Source organism: Haloferax sp. ATB1, assembly GCF_000730175.1.
Genome location: NZ_JPES01000101.1, coordinates 25,950 through 52,732, shown reverse-complemented (window position 1 = coordinate 52,732; position 26,783 = coordinate 25,950). Strand labels below are relative to the sequence as shown.

Below are 26,783 nucleotides of genomic sequence, written 5' to 3'. Positions count from 1 at the left end.
GCGCTCGTCTCGCTTTTCAAACTCCGCGGCGAGGGCGCGTGCGACGCGCTCGTTGCCGCCGCTGACGACCCGAGCGAGCGGGTGCGAGAGTGGGCGGCGCATCTGCTCGGCGGAATCGACAACGACCGGGCGGACGAGACGCTCGATAGACTGACCGACGACGAGCGAAGCGTCGTCCGAGAGACGGCGGTCCGGGCCCGCGAAGTGGATTCCGGAAGCTTCCGTCGCCAGTTCACGGGCGTCCTCGACGAGACCGACCGCACCCTGCCCGGCGAAGACGACCTCAACCGAACGCCGAACCTCTGACCATGAGCGAACACGACCCGACGAACCACGACCCGGCGAATAGCGAGCCAGACACCGAGTCCGAGCTTCGAGACCGCGTCGAATCCGCGCTCCGAGCCGTCCGAGACCCCGATGCCGACGTCGACGTCTTCGAGGCCGGGCTGGTCGAATCGATAGCCGTCGACGGGGCGAGCGTGACCGTCCGCGCGGCCGTGTCGGAGTTCGACGACGCGAACGCGACGCGGGTCATGCGCGCGATGGCGCAGGCGGTCCGCGACGTACCCGCGGTCGAGGGTGCGCACGTCGAGCCCGTCTCGCCGTCGTCCGGCGACGGTGCGACCGGCGTGGACGCGTTCGACACCGTCATCGCCGTCGCCAGTGCCAAGGGCGGCGTCGGGAAATCGACCGTTTCGACCGGCCTGGCGTGCGCACTCGCCGGCGAGCGTCCAGCCGGGCTGTTCGACGCGGACATCCACGGCCCGAACGTTCCCTCGTTGCTCGACGTCGAAGGCCCCGTCCACTCGGACGACGAAGGTCACCCGCTCCCCGTTTCGGTGGGGGGCTCCGACGCCTCGCTCGACGTGATGAGCGTCGGACTGATGGAAACCGGCGCGCCGCTGGCGTGGCGCGGTGCGATGGCGCACGACGCGCTGACCGAACTGTTCGCGGACACCGCCTGGAGCGCCGACGACACGCTCGTGTTGGACCTTCCGCCGGGGACCGGCGACGTGGTCCTGACCACGCTCCAAGAGATTTCCGTCGACGGCGTCGTCGTTGTGACGACGCCCTTCGAGTCGAGCCTGGACGATACGGCGCGGAGCATCGAACTCTTCCGCGACAACGGGGTTCCGGTTCTCGGGGCGGTCGTCAATATGGGCGAGTTCGCCTGCCCCTCCTGCGGCGACACTCACCAGCTCTTCCCCGGTGAGACCGCCGGCGAACGGCTCGACGCGACGGTGCTCGCCGAACTCCCGTTCTCCCCGCGGTTTCAGGAGACGCCCGTCCCCGGAGACGCCGCACCCGCGTTCGAGACGCTCGCGGAGTCGGTCTCCGAGGCGGCGGCGACCGCGTGGGATGTCGACGCTCCCGACGACGCACTCGACATCCGCGGGGACCCGCCGGAGCGACGGAAGGAGCGGGTCGCAGAACGGTTCACCGCGCTCGCGAGCGGCGAAGCGTTCGCGCTCGTCAGCGACCGCGACCCGACGCCAGTCCGGCGGTTCCTCGGCGGACTGACCGACCGCGACCCCGCGGAAATCGACGGGTTCAGCGTCGAACGCCGAACGCCGAACGACTGGCTGTTGACTGCGACGAAACCGTAAGCGAGGTCCGATGGAACGACAGCCACCGGTGACCGGCGTCGTGCTCGCCGGCGGCCGGAGCGAGCGGTTCGGTGAGGAGTGCAAGGCGGCGGCCAGTTTCGATGGACGCCCGCTCGTCGAACGCGTCGTCCGGCGCGTCCGGGCGGCGACGAGGCGTCGACCGATCGTCGCCGCGGGACCGCGCGACAAACGCGCGGCTGTGGACCGCGTACTGAGCGACGCCGACCCCGTGCGGTACGTCGCGGACGCGAACTGGTGTAACGGCCCCGTCGCCGGCCTCTGTGCCGCGCTCGACGCGGTTTCGACCGACCACGTCTTCGTCTGCGGTTGCGATATGCCGCTGTTGTCGGTCGCGGCCGTGTCGTGGCTCATCGACCGTCACGCCGATTCGGGCGCTGACGCGACGTTACCGGTCGATTCGGCGGGTCGCCGACAGCCCCTCCACGGAGTTTACCGAACGTCGGCGTTGGCGGCGCGATGCGACCGGCGGCTCGGTTCGAACAGCCTCCGCGCCCTCGTCTCCGAACTCTCGGTCGACCGCGTCGACTCGTCGTCGGTACCCGACTCCCTCTCGCTCGAAGCGTCGATGGCGAACGTGAACACGCGAGAGGAGCTCGGCGGGCTCCGTCAACGGTTTGCTGAGTGAGCTTGCGGCTATTTCTGAGTCAACTGTGTTGTGCTATTAACTCAATATATCTGCCGTGAACATCATCCACGGCTACTCGAAACTGAACAAGAATAGATCGCATTATACAACGAAGACCGCTCGCGATCGATTCCGACAACGGCCTCTTCGGCCGCATCCTAATTCGGCGTTTCTCGGGTGAGCTGTGACAAATATCTATCAAACGTATATTAGCGACAGACCGCTTAATGAGGACGTCCAACGCCGCGCACTCGAAGCCCCTGAACACAACGTTTATTCGTGCGTTACTTGTTGTCAGCTATCATGAAACACGCCTCGGCGGTCTGGGACCCGAACCTCGACGACGGCCGGTATCGGAACCCGGTCATCTACGCGGACTACTCCGACCCCGACGTCGTTCGCGCGGGTGATGACTTCTTCATGACCGCTTCGAGCTTCAACGCCGTCCCGGGACTCCCGATACTCCACTCGCGCGACCTCGTGAACTGGCGACTCATCAATCACGCCATCGACGAGTTACCACCGGATTTCGACCGTCCACAGCACGGAAACGGTGTCTGGGCGCCCTCGATCAACTACCACGAGGGGACGTTCTACATCTTCTACGGCGACCCCGACCGCGGCGTCTACATGACCGAGACCGACGACCCCCGTGGTCGGTGGTCCGACCTGACGCTCGTGCACGAGGCCGAGGGGTGGATCGACACGGCACCGCTGTGGGACGACGACGGGAACGCGTATCTCGCCCACGCGTTCGCGAAGAGCCGTGCCGGATTCAACAGCGTGCTCAACATCGCCCCGATGGCACCGGACGGGACGCACATCACCGGCGAGAGCAGGCAGGTGTTCGACGGCCACGACGACCACCCGACAATCGAGGGGCCGAAGCTGTACGAGCGGGACGGGAGTTACTACATCTTCGCGCCCGCCGGCGGCGTTAGCGACGGGTGGCAGACGGTCCTCCGCTCGGACGACATCTACGGCCCGTACGACGACCGAGTCGTCCTCGCCCAGGGGGAGACGCCGATTAACGGGCCGCATCAGGGAGCGCTCGTAGGCTTAGACGGCGGCGAAGACTGGTTCGTCCACTTCCAAGAGGCCGACCCGTACGGCCGCATCGTCCACCTTCAGCCGGTCGCTTGGACCGACGGGTGGCCCGTCATCGGTCGCGACGAGGACGGCGATGGGACCGGCGAGCCGGTTCGAACGCACGAAAAGCCCGACGTCGCTGCTGAGACGCTTCCGACGATGGTCCCGCAGACCTCCGACGACTTCGAAGCGGCCCGCTTAGGCTCCAGTGGCAATGGCACGGGAACCCGAAGTTCGGTTGGCACTCGCTCACTCACCGTCCCGGCGCGCTCCGCCTGTTCCGACAGCGTGCCGATGAGTCTGAGAACCTGTGGACCGCCCCGAATCTCCTCCTCCAGAAGTTCCCCGCCCCGGCGTTCACGGCGACGACAGAAGTCCGATGCGGCCTCCAAGAAGAAACCGGACACGGGGGGCTTCTCGTCATGGGCTCCGAGTACGCCTACCTCAGTATCCGCGAGAGCACGGACGGAGTCCGCCTGATACAGGGACGTAACACCAACCCATCGGAGGGCGACCCCGATACGGTCGTCGAACGAGTCCCCCTCCGAGGCCCGTCCGCACGACTGCGGGCGACCGTCGAGGACGGGGGCCGCGTCCAGTTCGCGTACGCGACGGACGATGCCGGCTTCGAGTCGATTGGAGAGCCGTTCCAAGCCCAGCAGGGGCGCTGGATCGGTGCCAAAATCGGTCTGTTCGTCGCGCGGTCGACCGACTCTGGGGTCGTTGATGGCTACTGCGACTTCGAGTACTTCGAGGTCAGCGACTGAACTGTCTCCAGAGGGGCGCACGTTCTGCGCCTAATATAACAGGAATTTTATCAATAATGCCGAGAGGCATTGTCTAGTTAAGCCAGTTTGGAATGAGCAGGCCGTTTGAGTTAATTTGGGACGAAGCTCGCAGACCTGCCCAGCGAGTGCTTTGAGACGGGATTTCCCATCTTTAGAATATTCACACAGTGGTGATTTCACACCGAGATCTCAGGTTGGAGTGGTCGCACTATAGATGATCTAATACTAAGCCAAAAGACACATTATGTTGGGAAAATGTCGTTAAGATAACAAATGGATAAATTTTGGTTACTACGGCAAGCGGTTGCTATTGCAGGAATTCTGTTTTTCGGCTTGTTACTGGGACAGTTCATTACCCAAATATCTCTGCCAGCACCACGATATTACAAATTACTCATCGTAGACACTATCGAATATACCACAATTATAACATCTATACTATACGCGATTCGAAAAGGAACCAATTGAGTGATCTGGCACTGTCTAGTTAGTAACCTCCTCAACCGGTGTTCGCCCATCGAGCGCTTGATGCGGTCTCTGAAAATTGTAGTATTGCACAAATTTTATAGATGTCACGTGCGACCATATTTCAAGAAGATACAATGAGACATATCATTAAAACAGTAACCGCCTTTTTTCTAATCAGTACTTGGGCAACGATCCTATTTTCACCGGTATTAACCTCGATTGGCTTATCAGTCGAGTATATTTTAATGATCGGAGTTGTGATTGCAACTACCTCAGTATATCTTTCTAAAAGGCGTATTTCTAACAATAGACTGATTGAAGAGAATATGCTTTGGCAGAATCTGCTAATATACCTCTCTGTTATTCTTGGTTCTGGAATCGGGGTACAATATATAATGAAGTTTGTTTTCGGGGTTCTTAGTGATACCCCTCCGGAATGGTTTGCTATTGTGATCGCCTGTTTTTATGTTTTTTTACCACTCATACTTGCTACTTGGGTTATATACAAAGTGAATATAGGAGACACTGCAATACCGCCTCTGCTTCGCATTAATGAATGGAATAGAAGAGCTGATAGTGGTCTTATGCTTATTGTAGCTCTTGTCGCTTTAACTTATAGTGTGAATTTACTTTCTGCTCAATTGGTTATCTTTTCTCCCATCCTTAATACCGGTGCACTATTATTTGGTCTATTTCATGTAGTAATCCGACGTATTGGTGTCTTCCATCCCGAATTTGAGACAACGTCATAAGCGCTGTAGATAGTACCATCTAAACAGCCTTTTTGAATAAGTAGCACTGTCTAGTTAGTGACCTCCCCAACCGGTGTTCGCCCATCGAGCGCTTGATGCGGTCTCTGAAAATTGTAGTATTGCACAAATTCTATGAATCACTCGCGGACGCTTCCGTGACTGCCCACCCACGAATTATGGAACCGGTCGACTCGCATTTTGAGGGTGTGAAACCATTTTCGATGAGGTTTCGCTCTACATAGTCAAGCTGGCCGCTCAATCCTAATCGAAAGAGGGCAGTCTGATAGCCGTAGCCATCAACGAGAAACACAGTATCTGAGAGATCGTGTTTCTCGGAAAGTCGATGGAGAAACGCAGCAGCCGGATCGGTACCATGTCGTCCAAACAATTCGACATCAAGAATCAGCTTCGTCTCGACGTTTATTGCAGCGTACAACCAAGACCACTCGCCATTGATTTTGACAGCGGTCTCGTCGACCGCAACCCGCTTCGGCGTTGCCTCAGGCGGGTTGTGACCGCTGTCAGCCAGTCGATGTACCCATTGCCAAACCGCTTGGTGGGAGCGTTCAACGCCGAGTAATCGAAGAATTTCTTTTGTCTCTCTAAGCGAACACCCGGTCGCGTGGAGCTGGACGGCGAACACCCTGACGGGTGTCGCCGTCCGCTCACGCTCCCACGTTTCTTCTAAATCGGTCGCAAAGCACTCGCTGAGCAGGTCTGCGAGCTTCGTCCCAAACACACTCAACGACCTGCTCGTTCCTCAAACTGGCTTAACTAGACAGTGCCCTGTCCGCAATCTTGTCAGAATTCCGACCACCGTCACTAAGACGAGAAGTGCCATCGGGAGCCTCGCGAGCAAACTCCGACTCTCCGGGGTCAGACTCACTTCACCCACGCTATCGCTTACTGCGTCACCACACGGCAAAAGGAATATAACGGTAATTCTCTTCGGTACAAGCATGCGAACCTGCGAGCTCACAGCTGTTAGTGAATTTACACTTGTCGATCGAGACCTCCCGACAATCGGTCCCGACGAAGTGCTGGTTCGAATCGACCGCGTCGGCATCTGCGGGTCCGACTTACACTACTACCAACACGGCGAAAACGGAGGCAACGTCGTCGAGTTCCCCCACGTCCTCGGTCACGAGGCTGCCGGTACCGTCGTCGAGGTGGGAGACGGGGTCTCCCGCGTCGGTCCCGACGACCGCGTCGCCATCGAACCCGGTCTCCCGTGCGGAGAGTGCGAGTACTGCGTCGGCGACGGCACCTACCACCTCTGTGAGGACATGGAGTACATGTCTTCGCCGCCCGTCGAGGGCGCGCTGACCGAGTACGTCGCGTGGCCCGCCGAGTACCTGTACGCGCTTCCGGACTCGGTGTCGCTCCGCGAGGGGGCGCTCGCGGAGCCGCTGAGCGTCGCGATGCACGCGTGTCAGCGCGGCGGCGTCTCCGAGGGCGACTCGGTGTTAGTTACCGGCGGCGGTCCCATCGGTCAGCTCGTCTCGGAAGTCGCGATGGCCCGCGGGGCCGAGACGGTCGTCCTGACCGACGTAGTCCCCGAAAAGCTCGAACTCGCCGAGTCCCGCGGCGTCGACCACGCGGTCGACGTGACGGAGTCCGACCCCGTCGAGACGATTCGCGAACACGTCGACGAACGCGGCGTCGACGTGGTTCTCGAAAGTTCCGGCTTCGGCGGCGCTATCGAGACGACGACCGAGGCCGTCAAACGCGGCGGCACCGTCGTCTTCGTCGGCATCCCGCTCGAACCCGAGTTCCCCACCGATATCGTCGAGACCATCGGCCAGGAGTACGACTTGAAGGGGTCGTTCAGGTTCAGTAATACGTACCCGGAGGCCATCGAGGGAATCGAAACGGGCCGGTTCGACGTGGACAGCATCGTGACCTTCGAATCGTCGTTCGAGGACACGCAGGCCGCGTTCGACCGCGCGGCCGAGCCCGAAGAAGTAAAAGGCGTAATCCGCGTCAGCGACGACCTATAACGCGTTGTCGTTGTAGCCGCCGTCGACCGTGATGACCGCACCCGTCGTGAACGACGCCGCGTCGCTGGCGAGGTAGACGGCCGCGCCCGCGATTTCGTCCGGCGTCGCGACGCGTTCCATCGGTGTTCCCTCGTCTATTTTCTCTCGCAGTTCGGTTCCCTCGTTGAAGCCGTCGCCGGCGAGCGGGGTCTTGACGAATCCCGGCTCGATGGCGTTGACGCGCACGTCGGGTGCGAGGTCGGCCGCCGCGGCGCGCGTGAGCCCGTTCACGCCGCTTTTCGCGGCGCAGTAGGCCGGGCGCTCCTCGCGGGCCTGCTGTGCGGACATCGAGGAGATGTTCACGATGCTTCCAGACTCCATCTCGCGACCGAAGACGCGGCACGCCCGGAAGACGCCCGTCAGGTTCACGTCGATGTCCTGGTTCCACTGGTCGTCGCTCATCTCGGAGACGGACGCTCTCGCGACCGACCCCGCCGAGTTCACGAGGATGTCGATGTCGCCGATGGCGTCGCTGGCGACCTCGTAGAGGTTCTCTATCGACTCGTTGTCTCGGACGTTGCACGTCACCTCGGCCGTCTTCGCACCGCGAGCGCGGAGCTCTTCGGCGGTCTCCTCGACGGCGTCCGCGCTGCGACTCGTCGCCACAACGTCGGCACCGTCGTCGGCGAAGGCGAGCGCGATGGCCCGACCGATGCCGCTCGTGCCGCCGATGACGACCGCAGCGCTATCCGATACGGTAACCGTGGGTGATGTCTCCACCATACTCGAATCCACCGACTACGGCATGCTAACTCTTGCGGTCGACAGACGACCCTGCGGGGCGAATCGCTCTCGTACCCGCATCTACGCGCCGCTAGCGACCGTTCTACAAAGGACGTGGAGCGTCGCTCAGGCGAGCCCCATCGCGCGGGGCAGCCAGAGGACGAGCTCCGGGAAGACGATAATCAGCAGGAGGGTGAACAAAAGCGGCAGGTAGAACGGGACCATGTGCCGGGTAATCCGTTCGAGCGAGACGCCGGTGACGGCGTTGAGCACGAACAGGATGACGCCGAACGGCGGCGTGAGCAGGCCGATCATCAGCGTGACGATCATCACGACGCCGAAGTGAATCGGGCTGATTGCGGTCTGCTCGACGATGGGGAGGAACACCGGTGTGAGGATGGTGATCGCCGCAATCGTCTCCAGCATCAGCCCGACGATGAACAGGACGCCGGCGATGAGCAACATGAGCACGAGCGGGTCCGTCGACACGCCCGTAATCGCCTGTGCGAGAATCTCAGGAAGTTGTGCACGCCGGATGAGGAAGCCGTACAGGGACGCCGCCGCGACGATGAACGTCAGCGTCGCGGTGTGGGTCATCCCCTCGTCGAACGATGAGACGAGTTCCTCGCGCGAGAGACCGTCGTAGAAGACGGTCCCGATAATGAGCGTGTAGAACAGCGCGACTGCGCCCGCCTCGGTCGCGGTGAACCAGCCGCCGAGAATCCCGCCGATGATGAGCGCCGGGGTGCCGAGCGCGGGAAGCGCCCGGTAACACGTCCGGCCGACTTCGCCGAGGGACCACCAGTCGCCTTTCTCGTAGCCGTTCCGATGGGCGTAGAAACTACACAGTATCATCAACCCGACGCCCATCACCAGCCCCGGGACGAGTCCGGCGATGAACAGCGTGCCAATCGAGACCTGCGCGAGAATCCCGTAGATGATGAGCGGGACGCTCGGCGGGATAATCGGGCCGATGATAGACGACGACCCGGTGACGGCGACGCTGAACCCCTCGTCGTATCCCTCCTCGCGCATCGCGCGGTACTCGATGGCCCCCAGTCCCGCGGCGTCCGCCGCGGCGGTCCCCGTCATCCCGGAGAAGATGATACTGGCGACGATGTTGACGTGGGCGAGCCCACCGCGAATCGGGCCGACGATGGCCTTCGCGAAGTCGAAGATGACGTCGGTCAGGCCGAGTTTGTTCATCAACAGCCCCGTCTGGAGGAACAGCGGAATCGCCAACAGCACGAACGAGTTGGTTCCGGAGACCATCGTCTGGGCGACCAGAAGCGGCTCGAACGGAATCGACGTGGTCCACATGAGGATGAGACTGGTCAGCCCCAGCGCGTACACGACGGGTACCTCGAACAGGTACAGTACGAGCAGGACGCCGATGAACAGGCCGAGCAGGACGACGTCGGCCATCAGCGGCACCCCTCTTGGAGCGGGCGCATCTCGGTGGCGGGTCGGCGTTCAGTCTGCATTTTCGTCTTCTCCTTTGATGTCCTCGATGATCGTTTCGGGCTCGACGGCGACGAGCCACAGGTCGCGAAGCGCGTAGATACCGATACAGACACCGCCGACGACGGCGGGGACGTACAGCCACGCTTCGGTGAACGGCGGGTGCGACGGGAGCGCTCCCATGCCGAATCCCCGGTTTTGCAGGTACAGCGGGTACGCTCCCGAGACCATGACGCCGACGAACGCGAGGATGAGGAGCGTCCGGAGACCGGTCAGCACCCGGATGACGCCGTCGGAGAGCCGCGAGACGAGGAGGTCGAGCGAGATGTGCTGTCGCTTTCGACTGGCGACCGCCGCACCGAAGAACGTGATGTACACGAGCAGCATCTGCGAGAGGTTGACCGTCCACGGGAGGCTCGACCCGAGTATCGAACCCAAGACCCAGCGGGTCAGAATCTGCAACCCGACGACGAGTATCATCAGCACGTAGAGTGCCAACGCGATGGACGTGACCAGCCCGTCGAAAAGCCGGCCGAGTTTCGTTGCGAGGTTTACTTCTTCCATGGGTGCTCTACGAGTAAGCGTCCGCTCAAATGTTTCGCACTTCTTCGAGCGACGGTTCCCAGTTATTCTCGAACTGCGTCTGGAGCGGCTCCTTCGCCGCCTCTAACCACGCGTCGCGGTCGGGTTCGACCACGTTCATCCCCTGTTCTTTCAGCGCTTCGATGGCCTGAGATTCCGATTCAGAGATGCTGCTGCTGAGATCTTGGATGCTCGATGTCAGCGAGTCGACCATCGTCGTCTGGTCCTCGTCGGAGATGTTCGACAGCGCCTGAGTGCCGAGCGTGAACCAGCCCGTCGACGCGAGGTGCTTGGTCAGCGTGTAGTACTCCTGTACCTCGTACAGCGAGGACGACCGGACGGTTTCAGCGGGGTTCTCTTGGGCGTCGACGACGCCCTGTTGCAGCGCGCTGTAGAGCTCGTCGAACGCGACGGTCGTCGGACTCGCGCCGATACCGCTCCAGATGTTCACCCACGGGGTGAGGTCGGGCACCCGCAGGTTGACTCCCTGAATGTCCTCGGGCGTCTCGAAGGCCTTGTTCCCGCTCGTGTGTCGGTAGCCGCGGTACACCGGCTCGTTCACGAGCATCTGCTTGCCCTGCTCGCGGAGGCGCTGTCGGCCGTCGTCGAAGAACTCCGTCTGGAAGGCGCGTCGCTGCTGTTCCCAGCCTTCGAAGACGAACGGCGACTCGACCCAGAAGTTCTTGGGGTCGTAGTCGATGACCCAGCGCGTCCCGATGATAGTCCCGTCGATGGAGCCGATCTGCGTCTGCTCCATGACCTCCTTTTCGCCACCGAAGGACTCCTCGATGGTGATTGCGACCCGCCCGTCCGTCTCCGCTTCGACGGAGGACGCCCACTCCTTGGCCATCTCGTTGATGACGTGCCCGCTGGGGAAGACGCTCCCGATGATGAGCGATTGGCTCTGACCGCCGCCACCGCTCTCCGTCGTGTCGGTGTCTGAGCCGCCTGACTCGGTCGTACCGTCGTTTCCGGAGTCGGAACCGCCGCCCATGCAGCCAGCCATCGATGCGATTGCCCCGGTGCCAGTAAGTAGCCCGAGCTGTTCCATGAAGCTCCGTCGGCTTTGTCTACGCATACCATTCACAACGATTCTACACTGGTACTTATATCTATCGCAATAATTCATTTTAATAATATATCATAGGATAGATCTCATCTGCTCCGGGTAGTTCGACTCGTCACTCGTCGCAGTCGCCGGTAGTCACCGGTCGGGGGAGGCAAGATGAGGCTGACCGGTCGGATACGGTGTTACCGTCCGCGTTCGATGAGGCCCTTCATGTAGCCGATTGCGAACAGTCGGCCCATGTCAGTGTACCCCGCATGCGCTTCTGCTCGGTCCTCCTCGCCGAGCATCTTGGGGACGTGGTCGGGGCGAATCGCTCCGTCGAAACCGATGTCTTGGTACGCTTCCATCGCCGCCGCCATGTCCGTGGGCCCGTCGTCGTGCCACGTCTCGACGAACGACTCGGGTGTCCCTTCGACATCGCGGAAGTGGACGAAGTGAATTTTCTCTCCGAGGCGTCGAATCGCCGACGGTACGTCTTCGCCCATCGCGGCGAAGTTCCCCTGACAGAACGTGACGCCGTGGTTGGGGCTCTCGTGAAGTTCCAAGACGCGCTCGTACCGTTCGAGCGACGTGACGATGCGGGGGACTCCCCGAAGCTCCTCGACCGGCGGGTCGTCGGGGTGCAGCGCCATCTTGACGCCCGCCTCCTCGGCGACCGGCACGACTTCGTCCAGGAAGTACTGGAGGTTGTCCCACAGTTCTTCCTCGGTGATACCCGCCGCGGGGTGGTCCTCGGCGCGCTCCAGCCACTCGTGGTCGTACCCGGTGACGAGCGAGTCACCGCGGTCCGGAATCGAATCGGAGGTTCTGATGACGCCGACGGGGTTTTCCGTCCACACCCAGCAGTACACGTCGATGCCGAGGCGTCCCATGTTCCGAAGCAGTCGTTTCACCGTCTCGATCTCCTCGTCTCGACCCTCCTGACCGAGGACCGTTCGCTCCATGGGCGGGCGGTCCTCGACGACGTCCAGCGAGAATCCGTGGTCTGCGAACCGATTTCGGGTTTCGAGTAACGTCTCGTACTCCCACCACTCGTCGACGCCCCAGAACCGTACGACGGCGCTTTCGACGCCGAGTTGCTTGGCGAGGGTCCACCGTCTGTCCGGGGAGGGGGGCAGCATCACTGCTGGATTCATACACTCACATTCCAGACTCACTCCGACTAAAAGCGTTTCGCACAGATGACGGTGGTGTCGTCCGCCGAGTCCACGGATCGACGTCGATAGCGCCTCTCTCACCAGTTCTAGGTCTATAACGTATCTTCGTGAGAGTTGTGGTCCACTCATAGTGGAACGAGTTCGTTGGACTCGGTGAAACGACCGGGTGGACTGCGCTCAGTCGTACGCGTACTTGACCTCGATGACGTTCTTCCGGTCTCTGAGCGCCGGGAACAGTTCGTCCACGATTCGGTCGTCGTTGAACCGCTCTTTCGGTCCGGAAAGCGACACCGCGCCGATGACCGACCCGTCGCTGACTAGCGGAACCGCGATGGACCGAATCCCGTCTCGGCGCTCTTCGTCTTCGAGCGCGTAACCCCGCTCCCGTATCGCCTCAAGTTCTTCGAGGAGCGCGTCTCGGTCGCTGATCGTGTGGTCGGTCTTCGCCGGAAGCCCGTACTCGTCGACGATTTCGGTCACCCGCTCGCCGGGGAGTTCCGCGAGAATCGCCTTTCCGAGCGCGGTCCAATGCATATGCGTGAACTCGCCGATCGGCGCGTTGTCGTACACCGCCTTGTCGCCCTCGGCCTGGTAGACGATGACCCGCTGTCCGTTCTCTTCGACGCCGAGATTCGCCACCTCGCCGGTCGACTCCGCGAGGTCCTTGATTTCGGACCGCGACGCGTCGTACACGTCTAAGCGCCCCCGGGTGACGCTTCCGTCGCGGAGGAACCGAAGGCCGAGCCGGTACCCGTGTTCGTCCTTGACGACGTACCCCGCCGCTTCGAGGGTTTTCAGATGCACGTGCGCGGTACTGGTCGGCACCCCGAGCGCGTCCGCGACGTCGTTAATCCGCACCGTCCCTTGCTCTCGCAGAACACCGATTACCCGGTACGAGCGCATGACTGCCTTCACGCGCTTACCACCGTCTTCGCTTTCGTTGGGTGCCATAGTTCGCCTTTCGGAGCGGGACAGATAAATTCTACTGATGGTGGAAGCGCCCCGCGAAGCCGGTAGCTACCGCGACCAACGCCGTCGAACGTGGGGTTTCCCCTCACTGCCGTCGTACCGGTACCGTGTGGCGTCTCTCCGATGATTTACGAATATTCATAATTAATCCGAATCGGTGGGTGATTCGACGGGATAACTTCGATTCCCGCTCAATTAGACACCTGTGCTCGCGCGGCGCACCGGGTACGGAGCCGCTCGCTCGCATCGCTTGACTCTACTATTAGTAGAACTGCGGTCCACCGCGGACAGCCCGACTCAGCCGCCGACTTCCGTTCCTGGCGGGTTCACCAGCACGAAACGGACCGACGGTGCACGCGAACTCCGCCGCTCGCGTCCCGATGACACACCGGTCCCTGCGACGTCGCTTCGGATGGGGCCGGCCGTGCATAGCAGGCCTACCCGTGTAACTCATGGGTGGCCCCGGGCATCCGCTTGAGTAATTCGTTTTCAGCGAGTTGTAATTACAGAGCTAAGACTGTCACGGGTAATCGATTTGCGCCTCAATTCGGGGTCACTGCGCCCGAAGTCGTCTACGTATCCGGGATATCCTGTGCGTTCTCGCCGGACAGGCCGGCGACGACGTGGTCGGTATACCGACCGGTGTAGGTGAGGAGCCTGCGAACGAGTTCGACGTCGATGACCTCCCGTCCGACAGCGGCCGAACGTCGGTGCAGCCAAGCGCGGTGTCGCGACCGCAATGACTCTGAAATATCATATATGTGCCAATTCTGGATGAATACTAGTGAATCATACATTTTGTCGATTTCACCGTCTAGTTAGCCCCCTGAAACGGCGTTCTTCCGTCGAACGACTGATGTGGTCGTTGAAGAGTTAGTAATGAGTGAATACTGCAAGAGCCTAGCGGACGCTCAGCCGGCTGCTCTCCCATGAACTGTGAAAACGGTCAACTCCCATTTTGAACGTGTGAATCGATTTTTAATCAGATTTCGGTCTGTGTAGTCTCCCGGACAGTTTCCCCCTAATCGAAAGAATGTAGTCCGATATTCGATGGTGTCATCCGGGAACGCCGACTCTGAACAGTCGTGTTTCTCACGGACTCCATGGAGAAACGTAGCCATCGAACCAGTCTCTTGACGCTCGAACAGCGCAACGTCAAGGACCACTTTCGAACCGATATATTGTAGTTTGTGTCCAAGAATTCGCATTATTGATCTTGACGCCGGTTTCGTCGACCGCGACCCGCTTAGCTGCGTCTTCGGCGGGTCAGAAACGCTGTTAGCCACTCAGTGTATCACTGTCGGGTCGCCTGAAACGAACTATGCCGAGAAGCCGAAGACTCACTTCTGTCTCTCTAAGTGAAAGGCCTCGATACGTGGAAAATATCAATCATCATACTTCTGTTACTTGTCCCTCCACAGTGGGGAACTTGTCACTGAGTGCTTTATGTCTGTCTTCCTCCCCGAGATACGATTCAGATTTGCCAATGAAATATCTGGCTCTGTTGAAACCCTATCTGGACGACGTCAAATCGGATTAGGCCAGTGCGGCAGCCGCTACACAGATACGCGATTTCGACTTTCGAGCAGCATATCACCCCCGAATTAACGTATTTTCGGAAAGAACCCGCCCTCATGCCCTCCCACACGCGCCGCCAACTCCTCACAGCCCTCGGCTCCACAAGTATTGCGCTTGCTGGCTGTCTCTCGCCGTCTCGCCCCTCGGGAGATTTCGGAGACGTCACCGGAACGTGGCCGATGAGCGGTCGAAATCCCGGTCACACTCGACGGGTGGCGTCTGGTCCGACGGACCCGAAGACGGTCTGGCAAACCGACCTCAGTCAGGTACGGGCCACTGGCACACCAGCTATCAGCGCTGGGCACCTCTACCTTCCCGTCGACGCGATCTCCGATACGGCACGCCATCGGTATCGGATTCACGCGTTGCGCGCGGCGACAGGAGAGGAACGATGGCAGGTGCCACTTCGGTCGGAGCCGAACGGACCACCCGCAGTACGTGGTGATCACATCGTCGTGACGGCCAAGCGGGCGCTCGAAAAAGGTCGTATCATCGGCTTCCAGACGCGGTACGGTGACGAGGACTGGCTCGTCGACATCGACGCCAGACTCACCGCCCCACCCACGATTGCCGACGGAGTCGTCTACGTCCCCGACTGGAGCGGTCGCGTCCACGCTCTCTCAGTCGGGGACGGGTCTGTGCGGTGGTCACACCACGTCGATGCGGAGGCTGGTGGGCGAACATTCACCGAACCAGTCGCCGTTCTCGATGGGACGCTCTACCTCGGCTCGCGGTCAGGAAAGACCGGCCTCGTTGCGCTGGACGCCACAACGGGCGAAAAAGAATGGGTCGAATCTACACGCGCGGTGACTGGTGGGCCGGTAGCCCATCCCGAGGGTGTCGTCGTGCAGAGTCATCAACTCGTGACTGCGTTCGACACCGATGGAACACGCCAATGGTCGTTCAACATCCCCGATGCTGGGGTGCAACAGATCGCGGTCGACAGTCAACACCTGTACGTGTCCGCCGGGGACACGGTCCAAGCGATCGATTGGAATGGGGAGGACGCGTGGACGTACGAATCTCCCGGAGAGCGGGTGGGAACTCCGACTGTCGCCGGCGAGACGGTACTCATCCGAAGCGAAAAACGGCTTGTCGCGGTATCTCGGGCAACCGGGGACGAGCGGTGGAGCACGACCCCCGGTGGCGCGGGTCGTGTAATCGTGACTCCGGAGGCGATTTTCTCACCCGAGTCAGACGGAAGCGTGGTTGCACTCGGAGAGAGCTAGGAATCGCCCCCGTAGTCGTGCTTCGGCGTCTTCCATTAGAGATGCGCCTCGACGGCCCTCTTGAAACCCTCCTCTTCAGAGACGTATTGCCTGAAACAACCGCTCGCTGAGTATTGCGTATCTCGCAGCCGCCCTACATATCACACCGTCTCGTTCATGAAGACAGATCACCGGCGAGGCCAACGAACCCGACACTCACTCCCAGGACCATAATCAGGAGTCCAATTTGACCAAACGCGTTTGAATCCGCCGCGAATAGGTCTCGACCCGAGATAAGAAACCCCCCGAATAAAACGAGAAGAAGACCGAAGTCAAACGCACTATCACTCAGATTCCCCGATTGAGCGGTCACTCATGTCTCTCGATTGAAACCGTCAGTTCATATTCTTTTTTGATAGACTCATCCTCTGTACCGTCCACGGCAAGCCAAAGTGTGACTCCTGCTGGGGGTTCCAACAGAGCCGTCTCGACCGATCCGGAACTAACGAACCATCGCGTCCTGCTGCTGGCGAAGCGGTACGTCGTTCGCAATGGCGAAGTCCTCTCCACAGGCCCCAGTTCCTCCGAACCGATCCCACGAGTGGGTTGTTCGTCTCCAAAGAGGGTTGTGGGATGATTCGCAGAAGCCAAAACTATTTCATATCGATTACACATACGTACTGACATGGCCCCCAAGAGAGACGGCCTTTCAGTACTCTCCGGCGGTAGAGTCGCCCTCGGGAAACTCGTCGCCGCCACCTCGGTATTATACACGTGGTTACGAGGAACCGTTACGAGTCGACCTCTGCTCAAGCGAATCTGGCACGGGGTAGTCGGCCGACGACGGAGGACCTCAGTTGCGGCGGTCCTCTCGGCCCCGATAGCGGCGATCGTGACCGGACCGTTGGTGGCCGCAACGTACGGCTACAGTCGCGTTGAACAGTGGGTTCTGGGGACGTTAAACGCGACGGACCCGAACGCGATTGCGGTCATTGGCATCGTCGTGCTGGTCGCGGTCGCTGCAGCTTTCGCCGCCAGAAATTCCGGGTTAGTGCCCACAATCGGTCTCACCATGGGGCCGATATTTGGGATCGGTCTCGCACGCTATGGGATGATGGTCGAACACTTCTCGCCGAGTAAACTCCACCGACTCTTCGGTGCGACGGGGATGCACTTCGAGACAGTCGGTCCGCTGGAGACCCTCGGAACTGCCGTATTCCTCGCCTGCTTGTTCGGTATTCCCCTCGGGACGGTCGGGTTCACGCTCGGAACGATCAGTCGGAAAATTAGCGGTCTGTTCGGCCGCCGTCGCAACGGTACGCCCTCGAAAGCGTAGCCCGTAGCTCGTTTCTACTTGAACTTCGGCTCCACGGTTCGACGTCGGAACCACGATGATACGGTACGTGCGAACCCTGCCTTGGCTACAGCCGAGCCAAGTTACGTTCTATGCGGTCTCCGAACTCACATCCGTGTCCGGCCGCTCGTCGAGGTCCACATCGACGACGACGGTGTTTTTCCGCTCCCGATGGCTGCGGGGCGCACCAGGCTGCGTCACGCCTCACCACAATCTTTATGCACGGGATAATATAATCTACTGCATAATGATTAACCGAGAGCGGGAATTAGAATGGCTGACCTCACATCTCAAACGAGATGACCGGCAGTTCCTCGTTGTGTACGGCCGCCGTAGAGTTGGGAAAACGACGCTCGTGACGACAGCACTCGATTCGCTCGAACAGGAGACCCAATATTACCTTTGCGACCAGCGAGGACCGCAACACAATGCAACGCAGTTTGCACGACAGTGCGCGGATCACTTCGACGATGTTCCACCCGACGTGGACACGTTTCTGGATGCGTTTCGATATCTCAAGGGACGGGCTGACGGCCCGTTTGTCGTCGCGTTAGACGAGTTTTCCTATCTCGTAGGGGAGGACGAGACCATCCCGTCGGTATTCCAGACTATCGTCGACGAGGTGCTCGCTGACACAGACATCTCGATCGTCCTCCTCGGCTCGTCGATATCGATGATGGAAGAAGGCGTGTTGAGTTACGAGAGTCCGCTCTATGGACGCCGAACTGGACAGTGGCGACTCGAACCGCTCACCATCGGTGACGTCTCGAAATTCTTCCCTCGGTATGATGCTGATGCGACAATCCAGACGTACAGCGTTCTCGGTGGGGTGCCGGCGTACTTAGAGCAATTTGACGGGACTCAAGACCTCTTTTCGAACATCGAACAGCACATCCTCTCCAAGGGTGCGTTCCTCTACGAGGAACCCGAATTCCTCCTCCGACAGGAACTCCGGGAACCGACCACTTACATGGCGATTCTTGAGGCGATTGCCAACGGTGCAACTCGTGTGACCGACATCGCGAATAGCATCGATAAGAAGGCAAGCGGCATCTCACGGTATCTCCAAAACCTGACTCAGTTAGCGCTCGTCGAGCGCGAAACGCCGGTCACAGATCCCGACGGACGCGGTGTCTACAAACTGACTGACCAGTTCGTCCGGTTTTGGTTCCGCTACGTCTCGCCGAACCGGGGAACACTCGAACAAGGGCGAACGGAACCCGTCCGAGAATCGATTGCTGAAACAGTACCGACGCACACGAGCTTCGCGTTTGAAGAGGTCTGCCGACAAGCCGCCCGAGCGCCGTCGTTCCCAGTTTCCAGTTCCCGAGTCGGTCGCTGGTGGTACAGCGAGCAAGAAATCGACGTGGTCGGATTGAATCCGCAAGCGAAGTCGCTGTTTCTCGGAGAATGCAAATGGACCACTAGCCCCGTTGGCCGGTCACTCCTAGACGACCTCGAAGCGACTGAACCGGACGTGCGTTGGCAAGGTTCCGATCGAGACGTTGCGTACGGGCTCTTTTCGCGGTCCGGTTTCACGGACGAACTCGTGGAGCGCGCAGCGCAGCGTGAGGACGTCCATCTATTCACCCCGTCAGATGTGTTGGCGCTGTTCGAGTAGGCACCCGCGTTTTTGTCCTCCGTACGGGACGGCCGGTCCTCTGTCCAAAATACGCGATGCCGTACGCCGCTGCATTCCATCAGCCGACCACAAAATATCTAACAGCCAACACGAAACTGATAGTAGATGCCCTCCCCTCACCGTCGCCGATTCCTTCGTGCTTGTGCCGCCGCCGTTGGGCTCGGAACTGCTGGCTGTCTTGGTTCCGAGGTGCCTGCGGAGACGACGACAGGGACCGAGCCCCGGACAGAAACGGGAACGGAGACGCCCGCACGTACCCAACCCACGCAGCCAGACCCCCCAGTCGTCTGGCGGCAAACGGTCGGGTCAGAAATCACGACTCCCCCGACGAGTACCGGAGATCGTCTCTACGTGGGAACGAAGTCCGGGTCTCTCGAATCGCTGAACACTACTGATGGAAGCAAACAGTGGTCGTATGACGCGGACACCGAACTCCGTGGTTCGCCGGCCCACGTCGGCGAGACGGTGTTCGTCATTGTTGGAAAGAACGATTTGTTCGAGAACCACGGCGTAGTCGCCCTCAACGCCGAAACCGGAACCGTGGAGTGGACGTTCAGCCCCGAAGCATGGTGGCTGGAAATTCTCGGCGTTACCGAGGATGTGCTGTACGTCGGGACCGAAGACGACGCGATTGAGGAGGCCGGTCAGACGCTCTACGCGCTCTCCGTCGCTGACGGAGCAGAGCGGTGGTCCGGCGAGATCGGCGACCCGTCTGGCGGACTCTTGACCGCTGAGACGATCTACGTTCCCACATACGGTCGCCTCTATGCGTACGATACAGCAACCGGTGAGCAGCGGTGGACTGCAGCGGTCGAAGATTATTCGTACCAGACGATTGCAGCGACCGACGAAACAGTCTGTTTCGTTGCCGACGAGGGCGATACCCGTGGAAAGCTCATTGCGCTGGATAGCGAGACGGGTGAGGAGACGTGGAGTCGCGACGACTGGGTCGCGACGTCGACGACGCTCCACGGTGACACTCTCTATGTCGGCGGCCAACACATCGCCGCATTCGACCCGGAAAGCGGTGAAAAACAGTGGCAAGCAGCCGAGTCAGGGTTCGTCCCACGGGTACCAGTTCAGGACGATGTTCTCTTTGCCGGTGGCGGAACGGTGCGAGCGTTCGATACTGAGGGCGGTACTCTCAGTTGGACGTGGACCCCCAACGAGGGCGTTGAGGGTGTGGTACCGTCTGTGACGATAGGTGACTCGTTGTACGTCGACTCGTGGGGGAGAGACGACCCGCGGAACCGATTCAAGTTCGCGCTTGATGTATCGGCAGGTGAGGAGCAGTGGGCGTTCGAGGATGGTTCCCAGCTTACCGATCTGTCGGCTGATAGCAATCATGTCTACGTCGGGTCTGCAAAGGGTACGGTCTATTCGCTGCAGTAGTCTCCGGTCACAAGTCCGGTGTCCGCTGAGAAGGCATTCGTCAACGGCGGAACTGGGTAGCGAGCGCATTACATAGTTCGACGCTCGACCAATCTACGTTGATGTGGCCCTGGGGACACCTGTTATTCGGCGCTCTCGCGTACTTCGGCTATCGTCGAATGCGACAGTTGGGCATCTCACGGGTCGGCGTCGGACTGTCGCTCACGCTCGGCACGCAGTTTCCGGACTTGGTTGACAAACCGCTCGCGTGGTACGTCGGCGTGTTACCGAATGGTCGGTCGCTTGCTCACTCCATCTTCACCTTCTTTCTCGTGGCGATCGTCCTCACTCGGATCGGGCGGAGGGTGGACCGAGATGAAGCGGTGTTCGCCTTTCTCTTTGGATACTTCACGCACATCGTCGGTGACGTTGTCCCGCCATTGCTCGACGGCGACCTGTACTACGCGACGTTTTTCCTCTGGCCTGCACTCCCGGCAGTGGACTACGGTACGGAGCTCACGTTGCTCCCCCGACTTCAGGCGTTAGACCCCTCGCCAGCGCTCTTCGTCCAACTCGGTCTCCTCACACTCGTCGCGATAGGCTGGTATCTCCGAGCGCGCACTGCCCACAGCTGACCTGCTCGAACGCCGTCACTACGTGTGGCGGTGACAATTAACACACAGTGTGAACCGCTGATGTATCAGATATGCAGAATAGCTTAACGCGGGGTTAACAAACGGTTTCTGCGAAATTATCGTCAGAAAATATGTATTAAGAGACCGTTTTCCCTCGGTGAAAAAAGAATTTCCAACTTGATAACTATAATATCCTGTAACTATCTTGATTGACCAGTATCCGAGTCCTGTATGTCGATTACATAGATTATTTTAATAAATTAGTTATATGACTATCTCAATTATATATAGACGATATATTGATTGAATCCGTCTACAATTAGAAAATTGAATTTATCTTAATCGCTAGCTTAAATTCGCAAAATTATAACGTGGTATTATCCTAGACATAACTCATATGTTCAATTAACGTGCCAATATTTACAAATTCATTCAAAAAAGACATTTATACTCCACTGCCTTTCACGAAACTGTACCTATGAGAGACGACGAATGTCCGGATACACCGGACGAAGAAACGAATGCGAAGTCCCTCCACTGCACTCGCCGGAATCTCATGAAACTGTCCGGCGCCGGTGCCTTGACAGCACTGGGCGTCTCTAGCGTCGGCGTGGGCTCTGCAGCAGTGACTGAGGGAGGCCCCGCAAACCAAGACGAATGGACCCTGACCTTCGAAGACGACTTCGACGGTGATTCTCTGGACACAGAGCAGTGGTCTATCGGTTGGGGCTGGGGAACCGGAACGACCATGAGTCCGACCGAAGTGGTCGAACGTAACGTCGATGTCCGCGACAGCAACCTCTATCTGAAGGGAACGCACGACGGAGACCAACCGTACGCGGGCGGAGTGAACACGAAGAACAAAGTCACCTTCGGCCCAGGCAGTTACTACGAAGCGAAGATCAAGTTCGCGCGACGCGAGGGGTTCCAGAACGCGTTCTGGTCGAAGCCGAACACCGAGGCGTGGCCGCCTGAGATCGACGTCGTCGAACTGATGCAAGACGGAAGTGGGACGGACGATACCCATCGGTCACGACACCACATTCATTACTCGACCTCGACGGAGCCGGGAGACAATTCGACTCACGTCGGCCCCGGCGGCGGATACACGCCGGGTGACGACCTGACTGAGAACTACCACATCTACGGAGTCGAGTGGCAAGAAGACCGAATCACTCACTACGTCGACGGAGAAGCGGTCTGGGAGTCCACGGATAGCACCGCCATGCAGGCGATGCAGAACGGTGGTGTTCACTACATGATGTTCTCTCTGAACATCGACAACGTCGGCACGCCCGACTACTCGGTGCCGTGGGGCGAAGAAGTCGCGATCGACTGGGTCCGCCTCTGGGACCACTCGGGGACTAGTTCGGACAGCTCCACGACCGACTCGACCACTGACACGACCAGTCAGACCGACACAGAGCATTATCTCTGGGCCCGGTCGGGTGACGGCAACCCGGTCACGTTCGCGTTCGAGGCGAGTGGCGGGAACATCGGAATCGAACCGCAGGACACGACCGAGGATTACTGGGTCGCTGAAGACGGTACCGTCGCGGGTGGGACGACCAGTAAGACGTCGTCACTCCCCGGATTCCGGTTTACCGGTGACATCACGGACCTCAGGTTCGACGGCGACCTCGACATCTATATCGACAACTCACCGGTCAACACGGCCGACTTAGTCGACGATTCTGAACCCGGCCCCTACAAGCCGTCTGACCAGAGCCAAACGTCGGACTCGACGCAGACGACGACACTTCCCAACACCATCACCATCGACGGGAGTGGGTACAGTAGTTCGACCTCCTATACCGTCTCTGTGAGCGATGCGCTCGCCGAGACCGACTCGATTACGAGCGAAGACTCGGTCTCTGGGACGACCGCAAGCGGGGCGGTCGGTGCCGGGTCAGACACGTACCGATTCGAAGGCGATGTGACGGATATCGCGCTCGATGGACCCGCAGACGTCTACGTAAATGAGTCGCGCGTCGACCTCCTCGTCATCCGCCGTGGGTCGAACAGCAACGGGACCGTTTGGTACCTCGTTGAAACCGATGGGGCCGTCCAGAAGGCAGAGACGTCGTCGGGTGTCGCGGACAGCGGCGACGACGTCGGCAACTCGAAGATTCACGGGTCCGTGAAGGACGATTCGGACGCGTATTGGCTGTTCGATGGGAGTGTCCTCGACGTATCGACGTACGGCGGCGACGTCGTCGCGACGCTCAACGGCCAAGAGCTCTAATCCGTAGTAGCGCAGGCTACATCCGGATTCGGGGCTGTTGGAAGCACGGAACTGACTTTTTGACGAAGCGGCTTTGTGTCTCTACCCCCACAGTAGTAGCATGCGCTCGGAGACCTACAGCCGTGTGACCGGTGAGCGGCACCCGTCGATATCCCTCGGAGACTCTCTCGCCGGTGGTGGCACGACGGCGCTGTCGGTGAAGGGGGTTGTCACGCTCCTCGGAGAGCTCGTCGCAGTCACTCCGCGTTCGGACCTTCGTGCGAACGGGTGAGAGGTATTCGGAGATATGAACCGACGAGAGTTCCTCCGAGTGTCAGGGGCGACAGCCGGCGCTGCCGGCGCTGGTCTCGTCGTCGGCGGCGTCGTACTGAATCGAGAGTCGCTCGCTGATCGGTACGGAGACAGGCTTCGCGCACGCTCACCGGGGGAAGCACACTGGGAACTCGCTTTCGAAGATACCTTCTCGGGTGACTCGTTAGACGCCTCGTCGTGGTCAATCGGTTGGGGCTGGGGGGTCGAAACGTCCACGAGTCCGACTCGAATCGTTTCAGAGAACGTCCGAACGGAAGGCGGGTCACTCCGGCTCCGAGGGACACACGAACGGGGCGAGATACGATCCGGTGCCGTGAACACGAAGAACAAGGTGACGTTCGGACCGGGAAGTTATCTCGAAGCCAGAATCTCGTTCGCGGGGCGAACCGGCTTTCAAAACGCGTTCTGGGCGAAACCGAACACCGAGGCGTGGCCGCCAGAGGTCGACGTTGTGGAGATTTGGCAGGACGATTCGGGGTGGGACGATAGGCACATTTCGAGACACACCGTCCACTATTCGAGTTCGAGGGAGGTGGGCGACCGCTCGACACATAGGAACCTCGGTGCGTCGTATACGCCAGGTGGGGACCTCACGCGGGAGTTTCACACGTACGGTGTCGAGTGGCAGGCCGACGAGCTAGTTCACTACGTCGACGGGAAGGTCGTCCGAAAGTGGCTCGGCGAAACGCTACTGACCGCACTGTCCAACGGAGCCCCGTTTTATTTCATGTTCTCGCTCAATATCAACAACATCGGCACCGCCGACCAAACAGAGAGGTGGGGGGAAGAGATGGTGGTCGATTGGGTCCGACTCTGGGAGGATACGTCTCTGTAGACACGGTCGCTAATATCGTGAATGAAACACAGCGACGCCACAATTTCAACAGATACTGTATTTTTCTCCGGAATGTCTTGGGATAATTTGATATATATTAACGATCAATGGAGTGGTGTATGGTCACTTCCCAAGAGTTACGGAAAGGTCTCGGAAGCCTTCCGGGGTTCGTGGACAGATATGGTCTCTCAGGCGGTTTGCGTCGGTGGTTCGGAATCGTGTACCACCGTTCGACAGGGAATATCACAGGTCGTAGCGTCTTCGAGGAGGACTGGGACGTCTGTATACTCTTGGACGCGTGCAGGGCGGACGAACTCAGACGTCAATCGGACGGCTACGATTGGATACAGCGAGTCGACGACTTTCCCTCCGTAGCGTCGTGCACGTGGAACTGGCTCCCCAGAACCCTCGAACGAACGCCGGAAGACGTTCTTCAGGAGACGGCGTACGTGTCAGCTAACCCCTTCACTGACGAATTCTGCGACCAAGACACCTTCGGTGAGTTAGACGAAGTGTGGCGGTACGCGTGGGACGAGCAGTGGGGAACCGTCCGGCCGAGGCCCGTCACTGACAGAGCGATACACCACGGGAGGAACGCCGAGACAGAACGGCTCTTGGTTCATTATCTTCAGCCGCACGTCCCGTTCCTCACCGAAGGCGCCGAAGCGCTCGACCGCGCGAATTTCAGTTTCGGGAGGGAGAGTAATCCCGACGCATGGGACCGCGTGACGAGCGGAGAGTTGTCGCAGCGGGTCGCTATCGACCGGTACAGAGAGACACTCCGGTTCGTCCTCACCGACGTAGACCTCCTCTTACGGAACGTAGACGCGGAGCGGGTCGTGATTACTGCCGACCACGGCGAGGCGTTCGGAGAGTGGGGCATCTACGGGCATCCGAATCAGATCGACCTCCCGTGTTTGACGCAGGTCCCGTGGGTGACGACGACGGGAACAGACGAGGGGACACACACGCCCGCATCGTACGACACGCAACCGAGCGACGTCTCCCGCGACGCACAACTCCGCGCACTGGGGTACACCGAGTGACGGGAACCGGTCACGGAGTCCGAAGAACGGCCTGTTTGCCTCCCGACTCGTGCGCTCCGACGAGGGCGCTGTACACGTCGAGATACTGTTGCGCCACGCTGTCCCACGAGAGTTGCTCGCTCATCCGGACGCAGTTTTGCGACATCTCGGACCGGGCGGACTCGTCTCGAAGCACCGTCTCAAGAGCCGAAGCCAGCCGCGTGGGGTTCTCCGGGGGGACGACGAGCCCACAGCCCTCGTCTTCGACCTGTTCGGGGAACTCACTCGCTGTCGATGCTACGACGGGTTTCCCGAACGAGAACGCGGTCGAGAGAACACCGCTGTGTCCCTTCGTCCCGCTCTGATCTCGGTACGGCATCACGACGACTGTGGTCCGCGCGAAGAACTCCTTGACTTCGTCATTGGGGATGAACCGACGGTGAACCTCGAAGTTATCGGGATACCGTTCAATGGTCTTGCGCACTCCGCTCGGAAGCTGTCCGTCCCCGGCGATAATCAGATTGACATCCGGAATCGTTTCGCGGAGTATCTCGACTGCATCGACGAGTATGTCAAGTCCTTTCGGGGGAACGATGTTCCCGAAGAAGAGAAGCGTGTTCTCCTCGGGTTCACGGTCGATATCCTCGACGCCGCCGAAAACTGAGTACGCCCCGTGTGGGATGACGACGACGCCGTCCGCGTCGAATCCACGGCTTACGAGGACCTCTTTTTGTCGCTTCGTGTGGATCGAACAGTGTCCGGTCTTCATCGCGAGAGCTGGAATCGTGAGGTTGAGTATCTCTTCGATGAGGACGGGAGGGCGTGCGAGGCTGAAGCGGCTCACCGGCACTTCGTGTCGGGTCGTCACGAACGGATAGTCGTCCACATCGTGGAGTTTGGTGAAAAACTTCACCTGTGGGAAGATTCCGGTACTGTCGTGAATGACGTCCGGGTCGTACTGCTCGATTTTTTTCACCGCGCTGTATGAGTACAGGCCTCTGAAGATGTTCAGTGGATTGATATCTAACTTGTACAGCCCGGGCATCGAGATGCCGATCGGATCGAACGCGTTCACGAGTTCGATATCGTCGCGGAACAGGTCGTCCGCCGACGTTTCGGTCGGTTTGAACACCGTCACTTCGGCGGAATTCGCAACGCTGTTTGCGAGTTCGGCGGCGTAGTGGGGGAGCCCACCCGTGCTCTGTCCAACGATATAGAGTACGTGCAT

22 protein-coding genes and 4 pseudogenes are annotated in these 26,783 nt (G+C 59.7%); 16 read left to right on the top strand and 10 right to left on the bottom strand.

What is annotated here, in order from left to right; translation table 11 throughout:
- The 5 genes and pseudogenes from ATB1_RS16830 to ATB1_RS23540 all read left to right on the top strand — a co-directional run.
- Positions 1 to 306, top strand: a 306-nt coding sequence (locus tag ATB1_RS16830) for a HEAT repeat domain-containing protein (protein WP_042665797.1), incomplete at its 5' end; no start/stop codon positions are given.
- 2 nt (positions 307 to 308) lie between these two features.
- Positions 309 to 1,607, top strand: coding sequence for a P-loop NTPase (locus ATB1_RS16825; RefSeq protein ID WP_042665796.1), 1,299 nt, complete (start codon positions 309 to 311; stop codon positions 1,605 to 1,607).
- Positions 1,608 to 1,617: 10 nt separating this feature from the next.
- The gene (locus tag ATB1_RS16820; protein WP_042665795.1) at positions 1,618 to 2,253 is read left to right on the top strand and encodes a molybdenum cofactor guanylyltransferase; all 636 of its coding nucleotides are present in this window, start codon (positions 1,618 to 1,620) and stop codon (positions 2,251 to 2,253) included.
- A gap of 303 nt (positions 2,254 to 2,556) precedes the next feature.
- Positions 2,557 to 3,351 (top strand): annotated as a pseudogene (locus ATB1_RS23545) (glycoside hydrolase 43 family protein); the annotation flags it as partial.
- Positions 3,352 to 3,593: 242 nt separating this feature from the next.
- Positions 3,594 to 4,109 (top strand): annotated as a pseudogene (locus ATB1_RS23540) (glycoside hydrolase); the annotation flags it as partial.
- 504 nt (positions 4,110 to 4,613) lie between these two features.
- Here ATB1_RS23540 and ATB1_RS21795 read toward each other — a convergent pair.
- Positions 4,614 to 4,697, bottom strand: a pseudogene (locus ATB1_RS21795) (integrase core domain-containing protein); the annotation flags it as partial.
- Between the two features lie 2 nt (positions 4,698 to 4,699).
- Between ATB1_RS21795 and ATB1_RS21790 the strand changes: the two are divergent.
- On the top strand, positions 4,700 to 5,350 hold the full coding sequence (locus ATB1_RS21790; protein WP_128081496.1) for a hypothetical protein: 651 nt from the start codon (positions 4,700 to 4,702) through the stop codon (positions 5,348 to 5,350).
- A 50-nt stretch (positions 5,351 to 5,400) separates the two neighbouring features.
- Here the strand turns inward: ATB1_RS21790 and ATB1_RS16810 are convergent.
- Positions 5,401 to 6,089: pseudogene (locus tag ATB1_RS16810) on the bottom strand (IS6 family transposase).
- Between the two features lie 220 nt (positions 6,090 to 6,309).
- Here ATB1_RS16810 and ATB1_RS16805 point away from each other — a divergent pair.
- Complete coding sequence (locus ATB1_RS16805; RefSeq protein WP_042665794.1) at positions 6,310 to 7,350, top strand: NAD(P)-dependent alcohol dehydrogenase; 1,041 nt, start codon at positions 6,310 to 6,312, stop codon at positions 7,348 to 7,350.
- On the opposite strand, the gene ATB1_RS16800 is transcribed toward ATB1_RS16805, so the two are convergent.
- From ATB1_RS16800 to ATB1_RS22115, 7 genes are all read right to left on the bottom strand, one after another.
- Entirely contained in the window at positions 7,345 to 8,112 is a 768-nt protein-coding gene (locus ATB1_RS16800; RefSeq protein ID WP_042665793.1) for an SDR family NAD(P)-dependent oxidoreductase, read from the bottom strand. The genes ATB1_RS16805 and ATB1_RS16800 overlap by 6 nt on opposite strands.
- A 126-nt stretch (positions 8,113 to 8,238) precedes the next feature.
- Positions 8,239 to 9,537, bottom strand: coding sequence for a TRAP transporter large permease (locus ATB1_RS16795; RefSeq protein WP_042665792.1), 1,299 nt, complete (start codon positions 9,535 to 9,537; stop codon positions 8,239 to 8,241).
- A 48-nt stretch (positions 9,538 to 9,585) separates the two neighbouring features.
- Positions 9,586 to 10,137 (bottom strand): TRAP transporter small permease, encoded by a 552-nt coding sequence (locus ATB1_RS16790; RefSeq protein ID WP_042665791.1) that lies wholly within the window; start codon positions 10,135 to 10,137, stop codon positions 9,586 to 9,588.
- Positions 10,138 to 10,162: 25 nt separating this feature from the next.
- Positions 10,163 to 11,233: a TRAP transporter substrate-binding protein gene (locus tag ATB1_RS16785; protein ID WP_226908779.1), complete on the bottom strand. Its 1,071-nt coding sequence runs from the start codon at positions 11,231 to 11,233 to the stop codon at positions 10,163 to 10,165.
- A 173-nt stretch (positions 11,234 to 11,406) separates the two neighbouring features.
- Positions 11,407 to 12,360, bottom strand: a complete 954-nt coding sequence (locus ATB1_RS16780; RefSeq protein ID WP_241768318.1) for a mannonate dehydratase — start codon at positions 12,358 to 12,360, stop codon at positions 11,407 to 11,409.
- Between the two features lie 198 nt (positions 12,361 to 12,558).
- Positions 12,559 to 13,332 (bottom strand): IclR family transcriptional regulator, encoded by a 774-nt coding sequence (locus tag ATB1_RS16775; RefSeq protein WP_042665789.1) that lies wholly within the window; start codon positions 13,330 to 13,332, stop codon positions 12,559 to 12,561.
- Between the two features lie 590 nt (positions 13,333 to 13,922).
- Positions 13,923 to 14,090 (bottom strand): hypothetical protein, encoded by a 168-nt coding sequence (locus ATB1_RS22115; RefSeq protein ID WP_157837762.1) that lies wholly within the window; start codon positions 14,088 to 14,090, stop codon positions 13,923 to 13,925.
- An 894-nt stretch (positions 14,091 to 14,984) separates the two neighbouring features.
- Between ATB1_RS22115 and ATB1_RS16770 the strand changes: the two genes are divergently transcribed.
- The 9 genes from ATB1_RS16770 (at position 14,985) to ATB1_RS16730 (ending at position 25,576) form a co-directional block, all read left to right on the top strand.
- A complete protein-coding gene (locus ATB1_RS16770; protein ID WP_241768317.1) occupies positions 14,985 to 16,157 on the top strand; it encodes a PQQ-binding-like beta-propeller repeat protein in 1,173 nt (390 codons plus the stop codon).
- Positions 16,158 to 16,821: 664 nt separating this feature from the next.
- Entirely contained in the window at positions 16,822 to 17,472 is a 651-nt protein-coding gene (locus tag ATB1_RS16760; RefSeq protein ID WP_052368089.1) for a hypothetical protein, read from the top strand.
- A 265-nt stretch (positions 17,473 to 17,737) separates the two neighbouring features.
- On the top strand, positions 17,738 to 19,111 hold the full coding sequence (locus ATB1_RS16755) for an ATP-binding protein (protein WP_042665786.1): 1,374 nt from the start codon (positions 17,738 to 17,740) through the stop codon (positions 19,109 to 19,111).
- 126 nt (positions 19,112 to 19,237) lie between these two features.
- Positions 19,238 to 20,524 (top strand): PQQ-binding-like beta-propeller repeat protein, encoded by a 1,287-nt coding sequence (locus tag ATB1_RS16750; RefSeq protein WP_042665785.1) that lies wholly within the window; start codon positions 19,238 to 19,240, stop codon positions 20,522 to 20,524.
- Between the two features lie 101 nt (positions 20,525 to 20,625).
- Complete coding sequence (locus ATB1_RS16745) at positions 20,626 to 21,138, top strand: metal-dependent hydrolase (RefSeq protein ID WP_052368087.1); 513 nt, start codon at positions 20,626 to 20,628, stop codon at positions 21,136 to 21,138.
- A gap of 478 nt (positions 21,139 to 21,616) precedes the next feature.
- On the top strand, positions 21,617 to 23,383 hold the full coding sequence (locus ATB1_RS16740) for a family 16 glycosylhydrolase (RefSeq protein WP_042665784.1): 1,767 nt from the start codon (positions 21,617 to 21,619) through the stop codon (positions 23,381 to 23,383).
- A 100-nt stretch (positions 23,384 to 23,483) separates the two neighbouring features.
- Positions 23,484 to 23,654 carry a hypothetical protein gene (locus ATB1_RS22110; protein ID WP_157837761.1) on the top strand — a complete coding sequence of 57 codons (171 nt, stop codon included), beginning with the start codon at positions 23,484 to 23,486 and terminating at the stop codon, positions 23,652 to 23,654.
- Between the two features lie 15 nt (positions 23,655 to 23,669).
- On the top strand, positions 23,670 to 24,530 hold the full coding sequence (locus ATB1_RS16735) for a family 16 glycosylhydrolase (protein ID WP_042665783.1): 861 nt from the start codon (positions 23,670 to 23,672) through the stop codon (positions 24,528 to 24,530).
- A 290-nt stretch (positions 24,531 to 24,820) separates the two neighbouring features.
- Positions 24,821 to 25,576, top strand: coding sequence for a hypothetical protein (locus ATB1_RS16730; protein WP_128081495.1), 756 nt, complete (start codon positions 24,821 to 24,823; stop codon positions 25,574 to 25,576).
- 10 nt (positions 25,577 to 25,586) lie between these two features.
- On the opposite strand, the gene ATB1_RS16725 is transcribed toward ATB1_RS16730, so the two are convergent.
- Complete coding sequence (locus tag ATB1_RS16725; RefSeq protein ID WP_052368083.1) at positions 25,587 to 26,783, bottom strand: glycosyltransferase family 4 protein; 1,197 nt, start codon at positions 26,781 to 26,783, stop codon at positions 25,587 to 25,589.